This window comes from Cohnella cholangitidis, assembly GCF_014107495.1.
GTDB lineage: Bacteria > Bacillota > Bacilli > Paenibacillales > Paenibacillaceae > Cohnella > Cohnella cholangitidis.
On the sequence record NZ_CP041969.1, the window covers coordinates 4,547,596 to 4,564,444 of the forward strand.

The window sequence follows — 16,849 nt, forward strand, 5'->3', positions numbered from 1 at the left end:
AGGTGCGTTTACAACTAGATAACAAGGAGTTTTGCGTTTATGAAAAAAATCTTCTCCCTCATACTTGTCTCCTGCTTATGCTTTGTCTCGACGAGCGCGGCTTCTTCCGTACCTAAGCTGTTCGGTTATCAGGTTCCGAAGACGGGATCGCTCTTCGTACCGACCTCCGCGTTAAACGATATCGGAGTCAATGTGAAGTGGAACCCTTCGGAACAACGAATAGATTTGGAGCTCGGACAAACCAAGCTAATCTTAACCATCGGGAAAAAAGAAGCCTACGTTAATGGCGAACTTGTCGAACTGACGGAACTTCCTTACTCGATTCGAGGCGTCAAATACGTGCCGCTTCGTTTCGTGACGGAGAAGCTGAATTTGAAACGCGAGTGGAACGGCGATACGGCATCGGTAAGCGTAATCGCAGGCGAACAAATCGCGGAGTTGCCCGTTATTAAACAGACAGTCGATCCAAGCAAAGGCAAACCTATTCTAAGCGAGAAGAGGACCTTCAAAGTCGGTCGCCAGTCCTTTAGCGCCAACATGGTGACGATTTCGCTTCTGCATCCGAAAATCAGACTAGGCGTAGCCCTTGCCCATAATGAAATAGGCAAAGTCGATGATTTGAACCAAATGGCTAAGAAGAACGGCGCGGCAGTCGCCATTAATGGAAGCTTCTTCAACGCCTATACCGAATCGGATATCAAAAACCCCTACGGAAACGTCATCAGCGGGGGCGAGCAGAAGCTCAAGGACTTAAGCGACCGTCGTACGATTTTTACGTTCGACAAGAACAACCTCGTGAAACTCGTCGCAGGCACGGATTACAGGGAGCGTTATAAAGAGTTCGTCTTGGAAGGAGCAGTGCAGGCCGGACCGAGATTGGTGAAGGACGGGAAAGTCAGTCTTAACGTCGTCGAGGAAGGGTTCAAGGATCCGAAAATACTGACGGGCGGAGGAGCTCGCAGCGCGGTCGGGATTACCCGGGATCATAAACTCATTCTTATCACGTTAGGAGGCGCGACGATTCCCCAGTTGGCGGAAATCATGAAACAAGCGGGCGCATATCAGGCAATGAACCTGGACGGGGGCGCATCTAGCGGATTATATGTTGAAGGCAAATATTTAACGGTTCCCGGACGGCAGATCAGCAATGCTATTATTGTGAAATACGAGTAATAAATGGTATTTTTATACTAATAACTTACTCTAAGCCGTGGGTGATGACCGTGAGTTCGAATCTAATGTCGGAAGTACACAATAAGCTGCTTATCCTTAACTCCTTTCTCAACCTCACCTCGGATGCGGTATATGTTATCGATACGAATGGGATCATAATGGAGATAAACAAGAAGTTCGAAGAACTGCACGGCTGGACGAGGGATGAAATTATAGGCAATCGGATGCCGCTAACGCCGGAAGAACTAATAGAGGCAACCAAAGTATTCGAACGGATCGTCGGCGGCGAAGAAGTTACGGTCATGGAAGCGAAGAAACGCAAAAAGGACGGTAGTTATTTCATCTCCGACGTCTCGCTGTCTCCCGTTCATGACGGGGACGGACAACTGATTGCGGTCGTCGTCATCGAAAGGGATATTTCGGATAAGAAAATGGCGGAGGAGAAGCTCAGAGAGAGCGAGGAGCGATACCGGGTTCTCGTGGAGTGTTCGCCCGAGCCGATCGTCGTTTATCAGGATTGCGTGATCGTCTTCGCCAATCCGGCCGCGGTTAGGCTAATCGGGGCTGAGCGCCCGGAGCAATTGATCGGCCAAAATATATCGCGCTTTTTGCATCCTGACGACTTGGGCAAGCTGCCCGAAGACATCTATGGCCAATTGAAGGAAGGTGCGTTACCCGAGCGGGCGGAGGAACGGTTGATTCGATTGGACGGCGAAATCATTTACGTGGAAAGCATCGCCGTTCCTATCGATTTCCAAGGCGTGCGTTCGGTGCAATTATTGTGCAGGGATATGACGGACAGCAAAAAAGCGGAGTCGGAGTTGGCGGACAGGGAGAGAGAATTCAGCCGGGTATTGATGTTATCTCCGGAACCGATCATGCTGCATCAAGACGGAATTATCATTTTCGTGAACGACATGGGAATCAAACTGCTTAGGGGAACGACTATGGAGGACTTCGTCGGCGAACCGATCCTGAATTATTTTAGTCCGAACGATTATCCGCTTATTTTGGAACGCATGGCACAAGTCGTTCAGATCGACGATTATATGGATTTCGCCGAGATGAAGCTGAAATGCGCGGACGGCGAGCTTGTCGACGTTGAAGTATCGTCCGTATGCATGCATCGGGATTCGAGACGCCCCATCGTACAGATCGTCATAAGAGATTTGACGGAGCGCAAGAAAACGGAAGAAATGATTCGCAGATCGGACAAGCTGTCGATAGCCGGCGAGCTTGCGGCGGGCGTCGCGCACGAGATTCGTAACCCGCTTACTGCACTTAGGGGATTCATGCAGCTGCTGCGGGACAAAAATACGGATTACGTAGATATTATGCTCGTAGAGATCGATCGGATCAGTTACATAGTGAACGAGTTTATCGGTATGGCTAAGCCACAAGCGTTGAATTTCATAGCTTGCGATCTACGCGAGCTCATTGAACAAGTCCTCGTGTTCATGCAACCTCAAGCGATTTTGTTTAACGTCCAAATGAATCTGAGCATTCACTTTCCTATCTCCCCAATCGATTGCGAACCGAACCAGATCAAGCAAGTGTTCATGAACGTGCTCAAAAATGCCATCGAGTCGATGCCTCAAGGAGGGCAAATCGAAATCGCGTTATATATGAAGGATAACGGTACGATCATGACCAGAATCGTGGATCAAGGGGTAGGAATACCCGAAGACCGGCTGGAGAAGATCGGAGAGCCGTTCTTTTCTTTGAAGGAAAGCGGAACGGGACTCGGCTTGATGGTTTGTAACCGAATCATAGAGGCGCACAAGGGGAAAATCACGATTCGCAGCGTCGTGAACGAAGGGACGACGTTAGAGATCGAACTTCCCTCGATAATGAATTAGAAGCGGGCTGGAATATATTGTGGGATTGCTAAGTGTCGGAATTCATGATAAATTGTATTTCCGCCGCTTTTACTCGCCGGCTAGCAATACTCAAGAGAATGAAAAAACTAGCTTCCAAAACGAACTGGTAAAAATTGAGGGTTGCAGCATTGAGAGAGATGCGGTAAGATAAGGTTCTTGCTTCGGAAAACGAGGCGGACAAGCAATAACAACGAAACATCAATTGTTCTTTGAAAACTGAACATCGAGCGTAAGAACAAACAAACGTCGGAAGACGGCTTCGGTCGTCGGAAGGCAAACCAGCAATACAGATTGAGCCTTTTGGCTCTCTTGGATACCGCCTTCGGTGGATCCTTTTATGGAGAGTTTGATCCTGGCTCAGGACGAACGCTGGCGGCGTGCCTAATACATGCAAGTCGAACGAATCTCTGAGGGAGCTTGCTCCCGAAGAGGTTAGTGGCGGACGGGTGAGTAACACGTAGGCAACCTGCCCACAAGATCGGGATAACATTCGGAAACGGATGCTAAGACCGGATACGCAAGCTAGCCGCATGGCGAGCTTGGGAAACACGGAGCAATCTGTGGCTTGCGGATGGGCCTGCGGCGCATTAGCTAGTTGGTGGGGTAACGGCTCACCAAGGCGACGATGCGTAGCCGACCTGAGAGGGTGAACGGCCACACTGGGACTGAGACACGGCCCAGACTCCTACGGGAGGCAGCAGTAGGGAATCTTCCACAATGGGCGAAAGCCTGATGGAGCAACGCCGCGTGAGTGAGGAAGGCTTTCGGGTCGTAAAGCTCTGTTGCCAGGGAAGAATAAGGGCTAGTTAACTGCTAGCCCGATGACGGTACCTGAGAAGAAAGCCCCGGCTAACTACGTGCCAGCAGCCGCGGTAATACGTAGGGGGCAAGCGTTGTCCGGAATTATTGGGCGTAAAGCGCGCGCAGGCGGTTCTTTAAGTCTGGTGTCTAAGTGCGGGGCTCAACCCCGTGATGCACTGGAAACTGGGGAACTTGAGTGCAGAAGAGGAGAGCGGAATTCCACGTGTAGCGGTGAAATGCGTAGAGATGTGGAGGAACACCAGTGGCGAAGGCGGCTCTCTGGACTGTAACTGACGCTGAGGCGCGAAAGCGTGGGGAGCAAACAGGATTAGATACCCTGGTAGTCCACGCTGTAAACGATGAGTGCTAGGTGTTGGGGGTATCATGCCCTCGGTGCCGAAGTTAACACATTAAGCACTCCGCCTGGGGAGTACGGTCGCAAGACTGAAACTCAAAGGAATTGACGGGGACCCGCACAAGCAGTGGAGTATGTGGTTTAATTCGAAGCAACGCGAAGAACCTTACCAGGTCTTGACATCCCTCTGAATCCTCTAGAGATAGAGGCGGCCTTCGGGACAGAGGAGACAGGTGGTGCATGGTTGTCGTCAGCTCGTGTCGTGAGATGTTGGGTTAAGTCCCGCAACGAGCGCAACCCCTAAACTTAGTTGCCAGCACGTCAAGGTGGGCACTCTAGGTTGACTGCCGGTGACAAACCGGAGGAAGGCGGGGATGACGTCAAATCATCATGCCCCTTATGACCTGGGCTACACACGTACTACAATGGCCGGTACAACGGGCTGCGAAACCGCGAGGTGGAGCCAATCCCAACAAAGCCGGTCTCAGTTCGGATTGCAGGCTGCAACTCGCCTGCATGAAGTCGGAATTGCTAGTAATCGCGGATCAGCATGCCGCGGTGAATACGTTCCCGGGTCTTGTACACACCGCCCGTCACACCACGAGAGTTTACAACACCCGAAGTCGGTGGGGTAACCCGCAAGGGAGCCAGCCGCCGAAGGTGGGGTAGATGATTGGGGTGAAGTCGTAACAAGGTAGCCGTATCGGAAGGTGCGGCTGGATCACCTCCTTTCTAAGGAGCTCTTCGGAGCTATAAAAGACCACGGTCGCGCAAGCGAAGTGGCAAACCGTTTCTTACGCTCGGGTTCAGTTTTGAAAGAGCAATTACCGCTTTGCGGTTAAGCCTTTCATATGTAATATCTTGTACCTTGAAAACTGGATAGCGAAACAAAGCGCGAAAGAAGAAGAGTATCATCTCTGCCTTACTAGTGTCATCAATTGTATGCTGCGGAGATGTGTTGCTTATGTTCGACTCATGCACGAGCGTTGCTGTCGCCCATCTCTGATGGGAGCCTGGTAACGAACGCGCATCGGAGAATCAGAAGTAACACATCGTAGCATTGGTTAAGCTAATAAGTGCGCACGGAGGATGCCTAGGCGCCAGGAGCCGATGAAGGACGCGACGAACAGCGATATGCTTCGGGGAGCTGTAAGTGAGCTTTGATCCGGAGATTTCCGAATGGGGAAACCCAGCTATCGTAATGGATAGTTACCCTCGAGTGAATACATAGCTCGTTGGAGGCACACCAGGGGAACTGAAACATCTAAGTACCCTGAGGAACAGAAAACAATAGTGATTCCGTCAGTAGCGGCGAGCGAAAGCGGAGAAGCCCAAACCAAGGAGCTTGCTCCTTGGGGTTGTGGGACGTCTCACATGGAGTAAAAAAAGAGAAGGTTAGGCGAAGAGGTCTGGAAAGGCCCGTCACAGAAGGTAACAACCCTGTAGCCGAAAGTCTTCTCTCTCCGAGACGGATCCCGAGTACCGCGGGACACGAGAAACCCCGTGGGAATCCGGCAGGACCATCTGCCAAGGCTAAATACTACCTGGCGACCGATAGTGAAGCAGTACCGTGAGGGAAAGGTGAAAAGCACCGCGGGAGCGGAGTGAAAAAGAACCTGAAACCGTGCGCTTACAAGAAGTCAGAGCCCGATCTAGGGGTGATGGCGTGCCTTTTGTAGAATGAACCGGCGAGTTACGTTCACGTGCAAGGTTAAGCTGATGAGGCGGAGCCGAAGGGAAACCGAGTCTGAATAGGGCGAATAAGTACGTGGTCGTAGACCCGAAACCGTGTGATCTACCCCTGTGCAGGGTGAAGGTGAGGTAACACTCACTGGAGGCCCGAACTCGTGAGCGTTGAAAAGCTCTGGGATGACGTGGGGGTAGGGGAGAAATTCCAATCGAACTCGGAGATAGCTGGTTCTCCCCGAAATAGCTTTAGGGCTAGCCTCGAGGTGAAGCATCATGGAGGTAGAGCACTGATTGGGTGCGGGGCCCGCCAAGGGTTACCAAGTCCAGTCAAACTCCGAATGCCATGCATGTATACTCGGGAGTCAGACGGCGAGTGCTAAGATCCGTCGTCAAGAGGGAAAGAGCCCAGATCATCAGCTAAGGTCCCCAAGTGTGTGTTAAGTGGGAAAGGATGTGGAGTTGCGAAGACAACCAGGATGTTGGCTTAGAAGCAGCCACCATTTAAAGAGTGCGTAATAGCTCACTGGTCGAGTGACTCTGCGCCGAAAATGTAACGGGGCTAAACACACCACCGAAGCTATGGCATGTACCTTAGGGTACTTGGGTAGGGGAGCGTTGAATGCGGGTTGAAGTCAGACCGGAAGGACTGGTGGACTGCATTCAAGTGAGAATGCCGGTATGAGTAACGAAAAGACAGGTGAGAATCCTGTCCGCCGAAAGCCTAAGGGTTCCTGGGGTAGGTTCGTCCGCCCAGGGTAAGTCGGGACCTAAGGCGAGGCCGAAAGGCGTAGTCGATGGACAACAGGTTGAAATTCCTGTACCACCGTAATCCGTTATGAGCGATGGGGGGACGCAGGAGGGGAACGACGCGAGCTGATGGATATGCTCGTCCAAGCAGTGAGAGGTGTGTGTAGGCAAATCCGCACACTGTAACCTCAAGCTGTGATGGGGAGGGAAAATCATAGTACCGAAGGTCATGTACCCACGCTGCCAAGAAAAGCCTCTAGCCAGGAGAAGGTGCCCGTACCGTAAACCGACACAGGTGGGCGAGATGAGAATTCTAAGGCGCGCGGAAGAACTCTCGTTAAGGAACTCGGCAAAATGACCCCGTAACTTCGGGAGAAGGGGTGCCCCGGTAGTGTGAATAGCACGAGGGGGCCGCAGTGAAGAGGCCCAAGCGACTGTTTAGCAAAAACACAGGTCTGTGCGAAGCCGCAAGGCGAAGTATACGGGCTGACGCCTGCCCGGTGCTGGAAGGTTAAGAGGAGTGGTTAGGGGCAACCCGAAGCTATGAATTGAAGCCCCAGTAAACGGCGGCCGTAACTATAACGGTCCTAAGGTAGCGAAATTCCTTGTCAGGTAAATTCTGACCCGCACGAATGGCGTAACGACTTGGGCGCTGTCTCAACGAGAGATCCGGTGAAATTTTAGTACCTGTGAAGATGCAGGTTACCCGCGACGTGACGGAAAGACCCCATGGAGCTTTACTGTAGCTTGATATTGAACTTTGGTACGGTCTGTACAGGATAGGTGGGAGCCTATGAAGCAGGAGCGCAAGCTTCTGTGGAGGCGCCGTTGGGATACCACCCTGATCGTATCGGAGTTCTAACTCACTACCCTTACCGGGTAGGAGGACCGTGTCAGGCGGACAGTTTGACTGGGGCGGTCGCCTCCTAAAAAGTAACGGAGGCGCTCTAAGGTTCCCTCAGCGCGGTTGGAAATCGCGCGCAGAGTGCAAAGGCATAAGGGAGCTTGACTGCGAGACCTACAAGTCGACAGGGACGAAAGTCGGACTTAGTGATCCGGTGGTACCGAATGGAAGGGCCATCGCTCAACGGATAAAAGCTACCCTGGGGATAACAGGCTTATCTCCCCCAAGAGTCCACATCGACGGGGAGGTTTGGCACCTCGATGTCGGCTCATCGCATCCTGGGGCTGAAGTAGGTCCCAAGGGTTGGGCTGTTCGCCCATTAAAGCGGTACGCGAGCTGGGTTCAGAACGTCGTGAGACAGTTCGGTCCCTATCTGTCGCGGGCGTAGGAAATTTGAGAGGGGCTGTCCTTAGTACGAGAGGACCGGGATGGACGCACCGCTGGTGTACCAGTTGTTCCGCCAGGAGCACCGCTGGGTAGCCAAGTGCGGAAGGGATAAGCGCTGAAAGCATCTAAGCGCGAAGCCTGCCTCAAGATGAGATTTCCCAATTCGTAAGACCCCTGGAAGAACACCAGGTTGATAGGCTCGGGGTGGAAGCGCGGCAACGTGTGGAGCTGACGAGTACTAATCGGTCGAGGGCTTATCCTAAACGAATTGCACGGTAAGGCAATGATACATTCACCTTCTTCCTACATGCTTTGTTTCGTATACCTGCACCGCAATGCACAGCATTGCTGCCTGCAAGTATACGGGGCCGTGACGACTTCGTCGCACGGGTTCGCATCCAGTTTTCAAGGTGTAAGCCTTGAGTTTAAGATCCGGTCTGGTAATAATGGCGGAGGGGTTCCACGCGTACCCATCCCGAACACGACCGTTAAGCCCTCCAGCGCCAATGGTACTTGGACCGCAGGGTCCTGGGAGAGTAGGACGTTGCCAGGCCGGAGAATGAGGAAAGCACCCTGCGGGGTGTTTTTTTTATTTTCGCGGGCATCTATCTTTGACATCATGTTTAATGCCCCGCGAGTTCGCACAACCTATTTCGATTCGAAAATTTGCCATGACCAAGAGGAAAAAGGAGTTCAAGCATGCCCAAAAACAAAGCGCATAAGAAAATGACCTTTACAGACTATCTTAGAAAGTTCATCTTCATTACGGTCGGCGCCATTTTGATGGCGGTGGCCCTGGAAGTTTTCCTGGTTCCCAATGAAATCATCGACGGAGGAATTACGGGTATTTCCATCGTACTGTCGGAAGTAACTACCGTTCCTCTCGGAGTCTTTATTTTCCTCATCAACTTGCCCTTCTTATTTATCGGTTATAAGCAAATCGGCAAAACGTTCGCAGTATCGACCTTATACGGGGTAGCCGTCATGTCGATGACGACGGCGTTCCTGCACCATGTCGAGCCTTTTACGAACGAGAAAATATTGGCGGTACTGTACGGCGGACTGATTCTTGGTCTAGGCGTGGGGCTCGTCATTCGGTTTGGCGGCGCGCTCGACGGATCGGAAATCGTAGCGATTCTTCTGTCAAAAAAGCTTCGTTTCCCGGTCGGTCAGATCATTATGTTCATTAACGTGTTTATTTTCATCGTTGCCGGTTTCGTGTTCGGCGCAGACTCCGCGATGTATTCGATATTTGCTTTTTATCTAGCCGCCAAAGTCATGGATATCGTAGTGGAAGGTCTCGACGAATCGAAATCGGTAACGATCATCTCCAGCGAGCACGAGGAAATTTCCGAAGCGATCATGGATAGATTGGGAAGGAATACGACCTTGATCTATGCGAAAGGCGGTTATACCAAAGAAGATACTTTGATGATCTATTGCGTGGTTACGAGGCTCGAAGTTGCCAAGCTGAAGGCCGTCGTCCATGAGATTGATTCCAAAGCGTTTATCTCCATTCAGAACGTTGCGGATGTGCTTGGAGGCAATATCGAAAAGAAAAGCATTCATTGATTATAAGCGAAGACAAAGAGAAGCTTATCCTTAGGGATGGGCTTTTTTTATATTTACGAATTATATTTTACAGTTTGCGATTACTTTTAGAAAATTTATGAAAATTTTAAGGAATGGGGCTCTGATATAGTATATATTGGGAGAGAGTTGCACTAAATAGAGGGGGGAAATTTGGTTTGAAGAAACTATTTTCAATGTTAGTGGTCTTCGCTATGGTCATTTCGCTTCTGAGCGCTTGCGGCGGAGGCAGCAAAAACGAAGGCGAATTGGAGCCGTTAGGCAAAGACGAACAAGTCAAAATCAAAGTCATGTTCTGGGATAGCAATTATTTCTTCCAAGAATACGGCAATATGTTCGCTACCCAGTTCCCGAATGTCGAGATTGAAGTCGTAAACATGCAATCGATATATAGCGAAGATTCGACGGAAACGATGGAAGAAAGATTCGATAAGTTCATTGAAGCGAACAAACCGGACGTATTGTTGCTTCAAGGAGACCAGTATGAAAAGTATGCCCAGAACGGCAAGCTGTTCGCGCTGGACTCGGTAATCGAACAAGACGAATTCGATACGGAAGGAATCCACCCGGCGATTCTCAAGATGCTGAGAGAACAAGGGGGAGGCAAGCTGTACGGCCTAGCTCCGGAATTCTCGAGCGCGGCTATCTTCTATAATATCGATTTGTTCAAAAAGCATGGCGTAGATCTGCCGCGCGATTCGATGAGCTGGGAAGAAATATTCGAGCTTGCCAAACGGTTCCCGACGGATGGCGACAAGGACAAGAGAATTTATGGCTTGTCGGCGGATACCTACATGACGCTCGATAATTTGATCCAGACGATCGGCTCGGCACAGGATCTTAGAATTCTGAACGGGGACGCGACCGATCTTAACATCAACACGGATTCTTGGAAGAAAGTATTCCAGTCGACGGTTGACGCTGCGAAGTCGGGGGCACTATACGTACCGACGGATGCGGACCGCAACTTCAATTTCACGACGATGGAAGATATGTACAAGCAAAATCTGTTCATCATGGGCAGATCCGCGATGTCATTCAAGTATAGTTATGAAGTTCAACAAATTACTCAAGCCAAAGAGCAATTGAAAAACGTAACTCCGGTTAACTGGGGAATCGTTACGGCCCCCGTCGATCCGAATAATCGGAACCAGAGCAGCTATTTCAGCCTAGGCAATACTTTTGCCGTCAGCGCAAGCTCGGGCAGCCCGCGCGCGGCATGGGAATTCGTGAAGTACGTCAACAGCGACGCATTCGCCAAGCTGAAGTCCAAATCCAGCTACGGCAACCTATTGAGCCGGACGGCGCACAACGCGGACAAGGACGGACGGAGCATGGAGCCGTTCTATAAACTCGAACCGAAAGCGAATTTGAACAGCGAGTATACGAAAGCTCCTACAAGCTTCTTCGGAGCGTTCTCCACCCTTGTCAAGACGGAAGTCGACGCCGTAATGGCGGACAAGAAGTCGGTGGAAGAGGCGATAAAGACGATCCAGGAAAAAGGCCAACAAGAGTTGGTTAATGCAAGAGAAGCTGCCAAGAAAGAGGCCGCCAAGAAGGAGAGTCCATCGCCGGCGGCTTCGGCTTCCGCTTCTCCATCCGAATCGGCCGCCAATCCGTAATACCGGAACATAAGCGTCAAAAAGCTCTCCAACGATGTCTCGTACATCGGCGGAGAGCTTTTTTGTCGTGTGGTTTGATAGTAATGATTGATTTGTTTCAGTAGCTTCCCTTCGCGTACTTGTTGTCATTATCGAAGAGATGGGATCGTAAATATGTAAGAAGGGGCAGGCGGGGGGCGAAGAAATGGAATGGTGGGCGATTTGGATCATTGTTGCGGGCGTATTGCTCATAGCGGAAATGCTGACGCTGACGTTTTATTTGCTCTGGATCGGCATGGGGGCCGTCGTTGCGGCCGCGGTAGCGTTGATCGTTCCGGAAGGGATTGTCATACAAGCGTTGTCCGGGGCTACCGCCGCGTTATTGTTGACCGTATTCACGAAACGTTTGACCCGCCGATTCCGGGAATCCCGCGGTTATCGCGACGCCATTCAAGAGTTAGTGGGCAAACAAGGCATCGTCGTGGAACCGATATCGCCGGGCAGTCCGGGGATCGTGAAGGTAGGGAACGAATCATGGAGCGCGACCTCATTGGATTTTCTGCGCAAGGATGACCAGGTAAGAGTAATCAGCCGGGGAACAACCGTATTGGAAGTTCAAAAATGGGGAGGTACAATGGAATGATTTACGCGGTCGTGTTAGTTCTTATCGTGATTTTATTTATCGTGATTCTGTCGGTTAAAATTGTTCCGCAGCAAAGAGTAGGCGTCGTGGAGAGGCTCGGCAAATACAATCGGCTGCTAACGCCGGGGGTGAACATTCTCGTTCCGTTCATCGATAACGTGCGCGTATATCATGATCTGAGGATTCAACAAGCCAATGTTCCCCCTCAGACCGTCATAACGAAAGATAACGTACAAGTGCAGATCGATACGATCATTTTCTATCAGATCGTAGCGCCGGAGCAGGCTACATACGGCATTTCCGATTACGTCTACGGCGTGCGAAACATTACGACGGCAACGTTGCGCCAAATTATCGGCAACATGGAGCTCGACGAGACGTTGTCCGGCAGAGAAAGGATATCCTCCAACATTCGGCTTGCGTTGGACGAAGCCACGGAAAAATGGGGCGTTCGAATCGAACGCGTCGAAGTACTGGATATTAAACCGCCTACCGACATCCAAGAAGCTATGGATAAGCAAATGAAGGCGGAGAGAAGCAAGCGGGCTATCGTACTGGAGGCCGAAGCCGCTAAGCAAGATTTGATTCTTCGATCGGAGGGCGACAAGCAAAGTAAAATCCTGAAGGCGGAGGGGGAGAAAGAAGCGCGCATCCGTCAAGCGGAGGGCTTGCGCCAAGCGCAGGAGCTTGAAGCAATCGGTCAGGCCAAGGCGATTCAGGCGGTCGCGGAGGCCGAGAAGATTCGCATCGAACTGCTGCGCGCGGCCGGACTGGACGAGAAGGTGCTTGCTTATTATTCGTTCGAGTCTTTGAACGAGATCGCCAAGGGGGCATCCAACAAAGTATTCCTGCCCGTAAGCGCAGTAGATACGTTGGGCAGCATCGGGGCGATCGGAGAGGTGTTCAAGACCAAAAAAACGGAATAGATCGCATAAATCCCCCGACAGGCATGCTGGCGGGGGATTCTCTTAAGCTAATTTACTCTGCGGGCCGTAATATAACGTTTGGAATAAGAACTCAACTTGCTAATAATAACTCCGTTGACGGAGCTTCCGATCGTATTGTGAATAAATTGCCCGTTGCCGATATAGATACCGACGTGGTTGATTTTGCCCGGCGTTCCGACGCTGAAGAAGATCAGATCTCCTTTTTTCAAATTACTCTTGGATACGTATACGCCTTGTTTGCTCTGAGCGCTGGTTCCCCACTTCAGATTGATTCCTTGCTTAGCGAATACGTATTTCGTAAAGGAAGAGCAATCGAACCACAGTCTGCTTGCATTGTTAGTGCCATACTTGTATCGTACTTTGCCCTGCAAGGACTTGGCGAACGCTATAATCGCGTTTTTCTTCTGCGCGGAAGTCGAACTGATCGCTGCTGTAGTTGAAGATTGCGTTGCCGCATATGTTGAATGATGACCGGCTCCCAGGCCTGTTGCCATAACCATAAAACAAGCTGCGCTGATAATTAATTTCTTGAATCGGTTTTTGTTAGTCATTGTAATCCTCCTCCAAGTGTTCTAGGCGACAAGTGGAAGTATATCACGACGCTTGTCCGCAAATTCGGAAATTGAGGGCATCTTAATGTTGGGAATAAGTGGCTAGGAGCAGTTATGAAAGAGATAATCGTAGAATTTGCGAGAGAATGACCGATAATCGATCGGATTTGCGCTCTCAATTGACGTTTTGACCGGATATCCGCTATAATTAATAATTATCGGAAAATTCTGCATTTGGGCATAATTCATCTTTTTCATGTAGAGGAGATGGTGCTGATGGTTGGACGGGAAGATCGCAATAAGATAATCGTATTTACCGGTCCGGACGGATCGGGAAGGAAGTCGGTCGCGGAAGCGGTAGGTCAAACTTTCGGGATGGATAAAATCGTCTCTTTCGTTACTCGTTTACCGAGGCCGGGCGAAGTGAACGGACAGGATTACCATTTCATCACCCATGCAACGTATAGGGAAATGGAGAGGCAAGGGGAATTTCTCGAAAGCGTGGAGATCGACGGTCATCTGTATGGCATTCGAAGTTTGGACATCGAGACCAAACTTAGCGACCATGAATCGTTGTACCTCATACTGAATCATGAGGGCGCCGGTATTCTAAAGAAAATATACGGGGATAAGGTCATTCGCCTTTTCCTATACGCGGACCGGAGAACGGTTGAAGAGCGCGAGCGCAAGCTCGGATTGGCGGAAGACGTGATTGCCAAGCATCTGAGCCATTATGATGGAGAGATGGAGTATCGCGGTTCCTGCGAGCATGCTTTCGAGAATTACGATTTAGGACAGACGACGTATGAAATCACGAATACGCTTGAAGCTTATTTACAGCGTGATTTGGTGGATAAGGATTAACTTAGCGCATAAAGCTAAACCGCACTTCCTAACGTATGTACGTTGGAATTGCGGTTTTTTCATTCTTTCATTGTATTGTTATTAAATCAGATATATTATTAGCATAACAAAATTATTAACTGCACTAACGGAGGATGGGCATGTCTGAATATAAACAGAAATTAAAGGATTGGAAATTCAAATCAACGGACGATCATGCGTGGCTGCAGGCTTGCGTTCCGGGTTGCGTGCATTTGGATCTGCTGAATAACGGAATCATTACGAATCCTTTCGAAGGCACGAACGAGAAACAATTGCAGTGGATAGACCGCAAGGATTGGGAATACGTCACGGATTTTGATGCGCCGAGGGAGCTTCTAGACCACTCCCATTCTGAACTCGTATTTGAATGCTTGGATACTTACGCGGAAATATATTTGAACGACAAACACGTACTTACCGCTGATAATATGTTTCGTACTTGGACGGTGGATATCAAATCGTTGCTTCTCGAGCGGGGGAATCGGCTGCGGGTCGTTTTCCGCTCCCCGATTGAAGCAGGCTTGGCGAAACTGGAAGCTAACGGCTTCGGTTATCCGGCTCCGAACGACGATTCGGTCACAGGCGGGTTAGATGATCGGAAGGTAAGCGTATTCTCCCGGAAAGCGCCATTTCATTACGGCTGGGATTGGGGACCTAGGTTCGTCACTAGCGGCATAAGCAAGGATATTTCCTTAGTGGGTTGGACAGGATACCGGATTAAAGACGTATTCATTCAACAAACGGAAGTATCGGCCCGGTCCGCTCGCGCGAAAGCCCTAGTGGAGATCCAATCGGAGCTGGAAGGAACGGTAGAGCTATCGGTTGCTACGGATGAAGGGCATCGTTGGGTGCAACCTGCGAGGTTGGTTGCGGGGATCCAGACCGTAGAGATGTCCATCGAGATTGAAAGTCCGAAGCTGTGGTGGAGCAGAGGATTAGGCGAGGCGAAGCTTTACGCATTCGAGGCAAAGATAAGATTAGGCAAAGACGAGGGAGTCAGCCGATCGGTTCGTACGGGTCTGCGTTCTTTGAAGCTAATTCGTAAACCGGATGAGCGCGGAACGTCTTTTTATTTCGAATTAAACGGAATTCCCGTATTTGCCAAAGGCGCTAACCATATCCCTAACGATAGCTTTTTTACGGAGGTAACATCGGAACGTTACCGGCACGAGATCGCGAGCGCGGCCGAATCTAATTTCAATATGCTTCGGATTTGGGGCGGAGGGATTTACGAGCAGGACGTATTCTACGATTTGTGCGACGAGTACGGCATTCTCGTATGGCAGGACTTTATGTTCGCTTGCAGCATGTACCCTGGAGACGAAGCTTTCCTGGATAGCGTTCGCGGGGAAGCCGTAGATAATGTCAGAAGATTGCGGAATCATCCTTGCATCGCTCTATGGTGCGGCAATAACGAAATCGACACGGCGTGGTCGCATTACAAGGAAGACGCCGGTTGGGGTTGGAAACAACAGTATACTGCAGAGCTTAGGGAGAAAATTTGGGCGGATTACGAGGCGATTTTCCATCGGTTGCTCCCCGAGGTAGTAGCAGAGCATGCTCCGCAAACCGACTATTGGCCGTCCTCGCCGATGCAAGCCGTTACGAATGACGGCGGTCAGCATGCGACGAATAATTCCTCCAGCGGCGATATCCATTTTTGGGCGGTCTGGCATTCCTCCGAGCCGTTCGAGAATTATAAGCTTAACGTGGGACGATTCATGAGCGAGTACGGGTTTCAGTCGTTCCCCGAGTACGATACCGTTCGTACTTACGCTAGCGAGGATCAGATGGCACTGGATTCCGAGGTCATGCTGCATCATCAGAAGAACGGCCGCGGCAACTTCCTGATCAAGGAGTATTCGGACAAGTACCTCCAAGAGCCTAAGGATTTCGTCTCGTTCCTGTATATGAGCCAAGTGCTGCAAGCCGAAGGAATGAAGATGGCAATCGAAGCCCATCGGAGACAAAAGGACTACTGCATGGGTACGCTTTATTGGCAGATGAACGACTGCTGGCCGGTCGCATCTTGGTCCAGCATGGATTACCTCGGTAGATGGAAAGCCGTCCAGTATTACGCGCGAAGAAGCTTCCGCGACGTCTCGATATCGATCGACCAGAACGAGGATAGGCTTGAATTCCATGCCGTATCGGACATTCTTGCACCGGTATCCGGCGCGTTGGAATGGAGCCTATACGACTTTCAAGGGAACGTGCTTAAGCAGTCGAATCATCCTGTAGTCGTCCCGGCCAATAAAGCCGTTAAATTGTTCGACTTGTCGATTAGCGATTTGTTGGGAGATTTCGACCCTGCTCGGACGGTATTGCAAGCGCGGCTTGTTCAGGGCGGGAAATTACTGGATAGCAAGGAGCATTACTTCGCTTATATGAAGCACTTAGAGTTAGGAACGGGAACGGAGATCGAAGCAACGGAAGTCGAAGGCAGCTTCGGTTCGGAATTCGTGTTAACCTCGAGCTCCTTGGCTAAGCAGGTATGGCTGAAATCCGAAGAAGAAGGCGTATTTACCGATAATTTCTTCGATCTTATACCGGGAATCCCGAAAACGGTGCGTTTCTTGAAGAGAAATTCCGGCGATACGGCATTTGCCACGGCTTCGCCCGGCAAGCTGGAAGTTTCGTCGATGGCGGATTACGTAAGCCGATAAAGAATGATCGGCAATAAATAATAAAGGTGT

Annotated in this window: 9 protein-coding genes and 3 rRNA genes; 11 read left to right on the forward strand and 1 reads right to left on the reverse strand. The window is 50.5% G+C overall.

Features of this window, described 5'->3' with window-relative positions; genetic code table 11:
- Nucleotides 1–39 precede the first annotated feature (39 nt).
- The 9 genes from FPL14_RS20950 (at nt 40) to FPL14_RS20990 (ending at nt 12,696) form a co-directional block, all read left to right on the forward strand.
- Nucleotides 40–1,173 carry a phosphodiester glycosidase family protein gene (locus FPL14_RS20950; RefSeq protein ID WP_182299580.1) on the forward strand — a complete coding sequence of 378 codons (1,134 nt, stop codon included), beginning with the start codon at nt 40–42 and terminating at the stop codon, nt 1,171–1,173.
- Between the two features lie 50 nt (nt 1,174–1,223).
- On the forward strand, nt 1,224–3,032 hold the full coding sequence (locus FPL14_RS20955; RefSeq protein WP_182299581.1) for a PAS domain-containing sensor histidine kinase: 1,809 nt from the start codon (nt 1,224–1,226) through the stop codon (nt 3,030–3,032).
- A gap of 355 nt (nt 3,033–3,387) precedes the next feature.
- Nucleotides 3,388–4,941, forward strand: a 16S ribosomal RNA gene (locus tag FPL14_RS20960).
- A 330-nt stretch (nt 4,942–5,271) separates the two neighbouring features.
- Nucleotides 5,272–8,198: ribosomal RNA gene (locus FPL14_RS20965) — 23S ribosomal RNA — on the forward strand.
- Between the two features lie 174 nt (nt 8,199–8,372).
- A 5S ribosomal RNA gene (gene rrf / locus FPL14_RS20970) occupies nt 8,373–8,489 on the forward strand.
- The 16S, 23S and 5S rRNA genes sit together here, the layout of an rRNA operon.
- 146 nt (nt 8,490–8,635) lie before the next feature.
- Nucleotides 8,636–9,508: a YitT family protein gene (locus FPL14_RS20975; RefSeq protein ID WP_182299582.1), complete on the forward strand. Its 873-nt coding sequence runs from the start codon at nt 8,636–8,638 to the stop codon at nt 9,506–9,508.
- 176 nt (nt 9,509–9,684) lie between these two features.
- Complete coding sequence (locus FPL14_RS20980) at nt 9,685–11,148, forward strand: ABC transporter substrate-binding protein (protein WP_182299583.1); 1,464 nt, start codon at nt 9,685–9,687, stop codon at nt 11,146–11,148.
- Nucleotides 11,149–11,332: 184 nt separating this feature from the next.
- Nucleotides 11,333–11,770: an NfeD family protein gene (locus tag FPL14_RS20985; protein ID WP_182299584.1), complete on the forward strand. Its 438-nt coding sequence runs from the start codon at nt 11,333–11,335 to the stop codon at nt 11,768–11,770.
- Entirely contained in the window at nt 11,767–12,696 is a 930-nt protein-coding gene (locus tag FPL14_RS20990; RefSeq protein ID WP_182299585.1) for an SPFH domain-containing protein, read from the forward strand. Before FPL14_RS20985 ends, FPL14_RS20990 begins: the two co-directional genes overlap by 4 nt.
- A gap of 47 nt (nt 12,697–12,743) precedes the next feature.
- Here the strand turns inward: FPL14_RS20990 and FPL14_RS20995 are convergent, their stop codons facing one another.
- Nucleotides 12,744–13,268 carry a C40 family peptidase gene (locus tag FPL14_RS20995; protein WP_182299586.1) on the reverse strand — a complete coding sequence of 175 codons (525 nt, stop codon included), beginning with the start codon at nt 13,266–13,268 and terminating at the stop codon, nt 12,744–12,746.
- Nucleotides 13,269–13,544: 276 nt separating this feature from the next.
- On the opposite strand from FPL14_RS20995, the gene FPL14_RS21000 reads away from it, so the two are divergent.
- Together FPL14_RS21000 and FPL14_RS21005 are read left to right on the forward strand one after the other, a co-directional pair.
- A complete protein-coding gene (locus FPL14_RS21000; protein ID WP_182299587.1) occupies nt 13,545–14,132 on the forward strand; it encodes a guanylate kinase in 588 nt (195 codons plus the stop codon).
- 140 nt (nt 14,133–14,272) lie between these two features.
- Nucleotides 14,273–16,819 (forward strand): beta-mannosidase, encoded by a 2,547-nt coding sequence (locus FPL14_RS21005; RefSeq protein ID WP_182299588.1) that lies wholly within the window; start codon nt 14,273–14,275, stop codon nt 16,817–16,819.
- Nucleotides 16,820–16,849: the final 30 nt, after the last annotated feature.

What these genes read in the sequence shown, in the direction of transcription:
- FPL14_RS20950 (WP_182299580.1), top strand. Translation starts at nt 40, where the DNA reads ATGAAAAAAATCTTCTCCCTCATACTTGTCTCCTGCTTATGCTTTGTC.
- FPL14_RS20975 (WP_182299582.1), top strand. Translation starts at nt 8,636, where the DNA reads ATGCCCAAAAACAAAGCGCATAAGAAAATGACCTTTACAGACTATCTT.
- FPL14_RS20985 (WP_182299584.1), top strand. Translation starts at nt 11,333, where the DNA reads ATGGAATGGTGGGCGATTTGGATCATTGTTGCGGGCGTATTGCTCATA.
- FPL14_RS20990 (WP_182299585.1), top strand. Translation starts at nt 11,767, where the DNA reads ATGATTTACGCGGTCGTGTTAGTTCTTATCGTGATTTTATTTATCGTG.
- FPL14_RS20995 (WP_182299586.1), bottom strand. Translation starts at nt 13,268, where the DNA reads ATGACTAACAAAAACCGATTCAAGAAATTAATTATCAGCGCAGCTTGT.
- FPL14_RS21000 (WP_182299587.1), top strand. Translation starts at nt 13,545, where the DNA reads ATGGTTGGACGGGAAGATCGCAATAAGATAATCGTATTTACCGGTCCG.
- FPL14_RS21005 (WP_182299588.1), top strand. Translation starts at nt 14,273, where the DNA reads ATGTCTGAATATAAACAGAAATTAAAGGATTGGAAATTCAAATCAACG.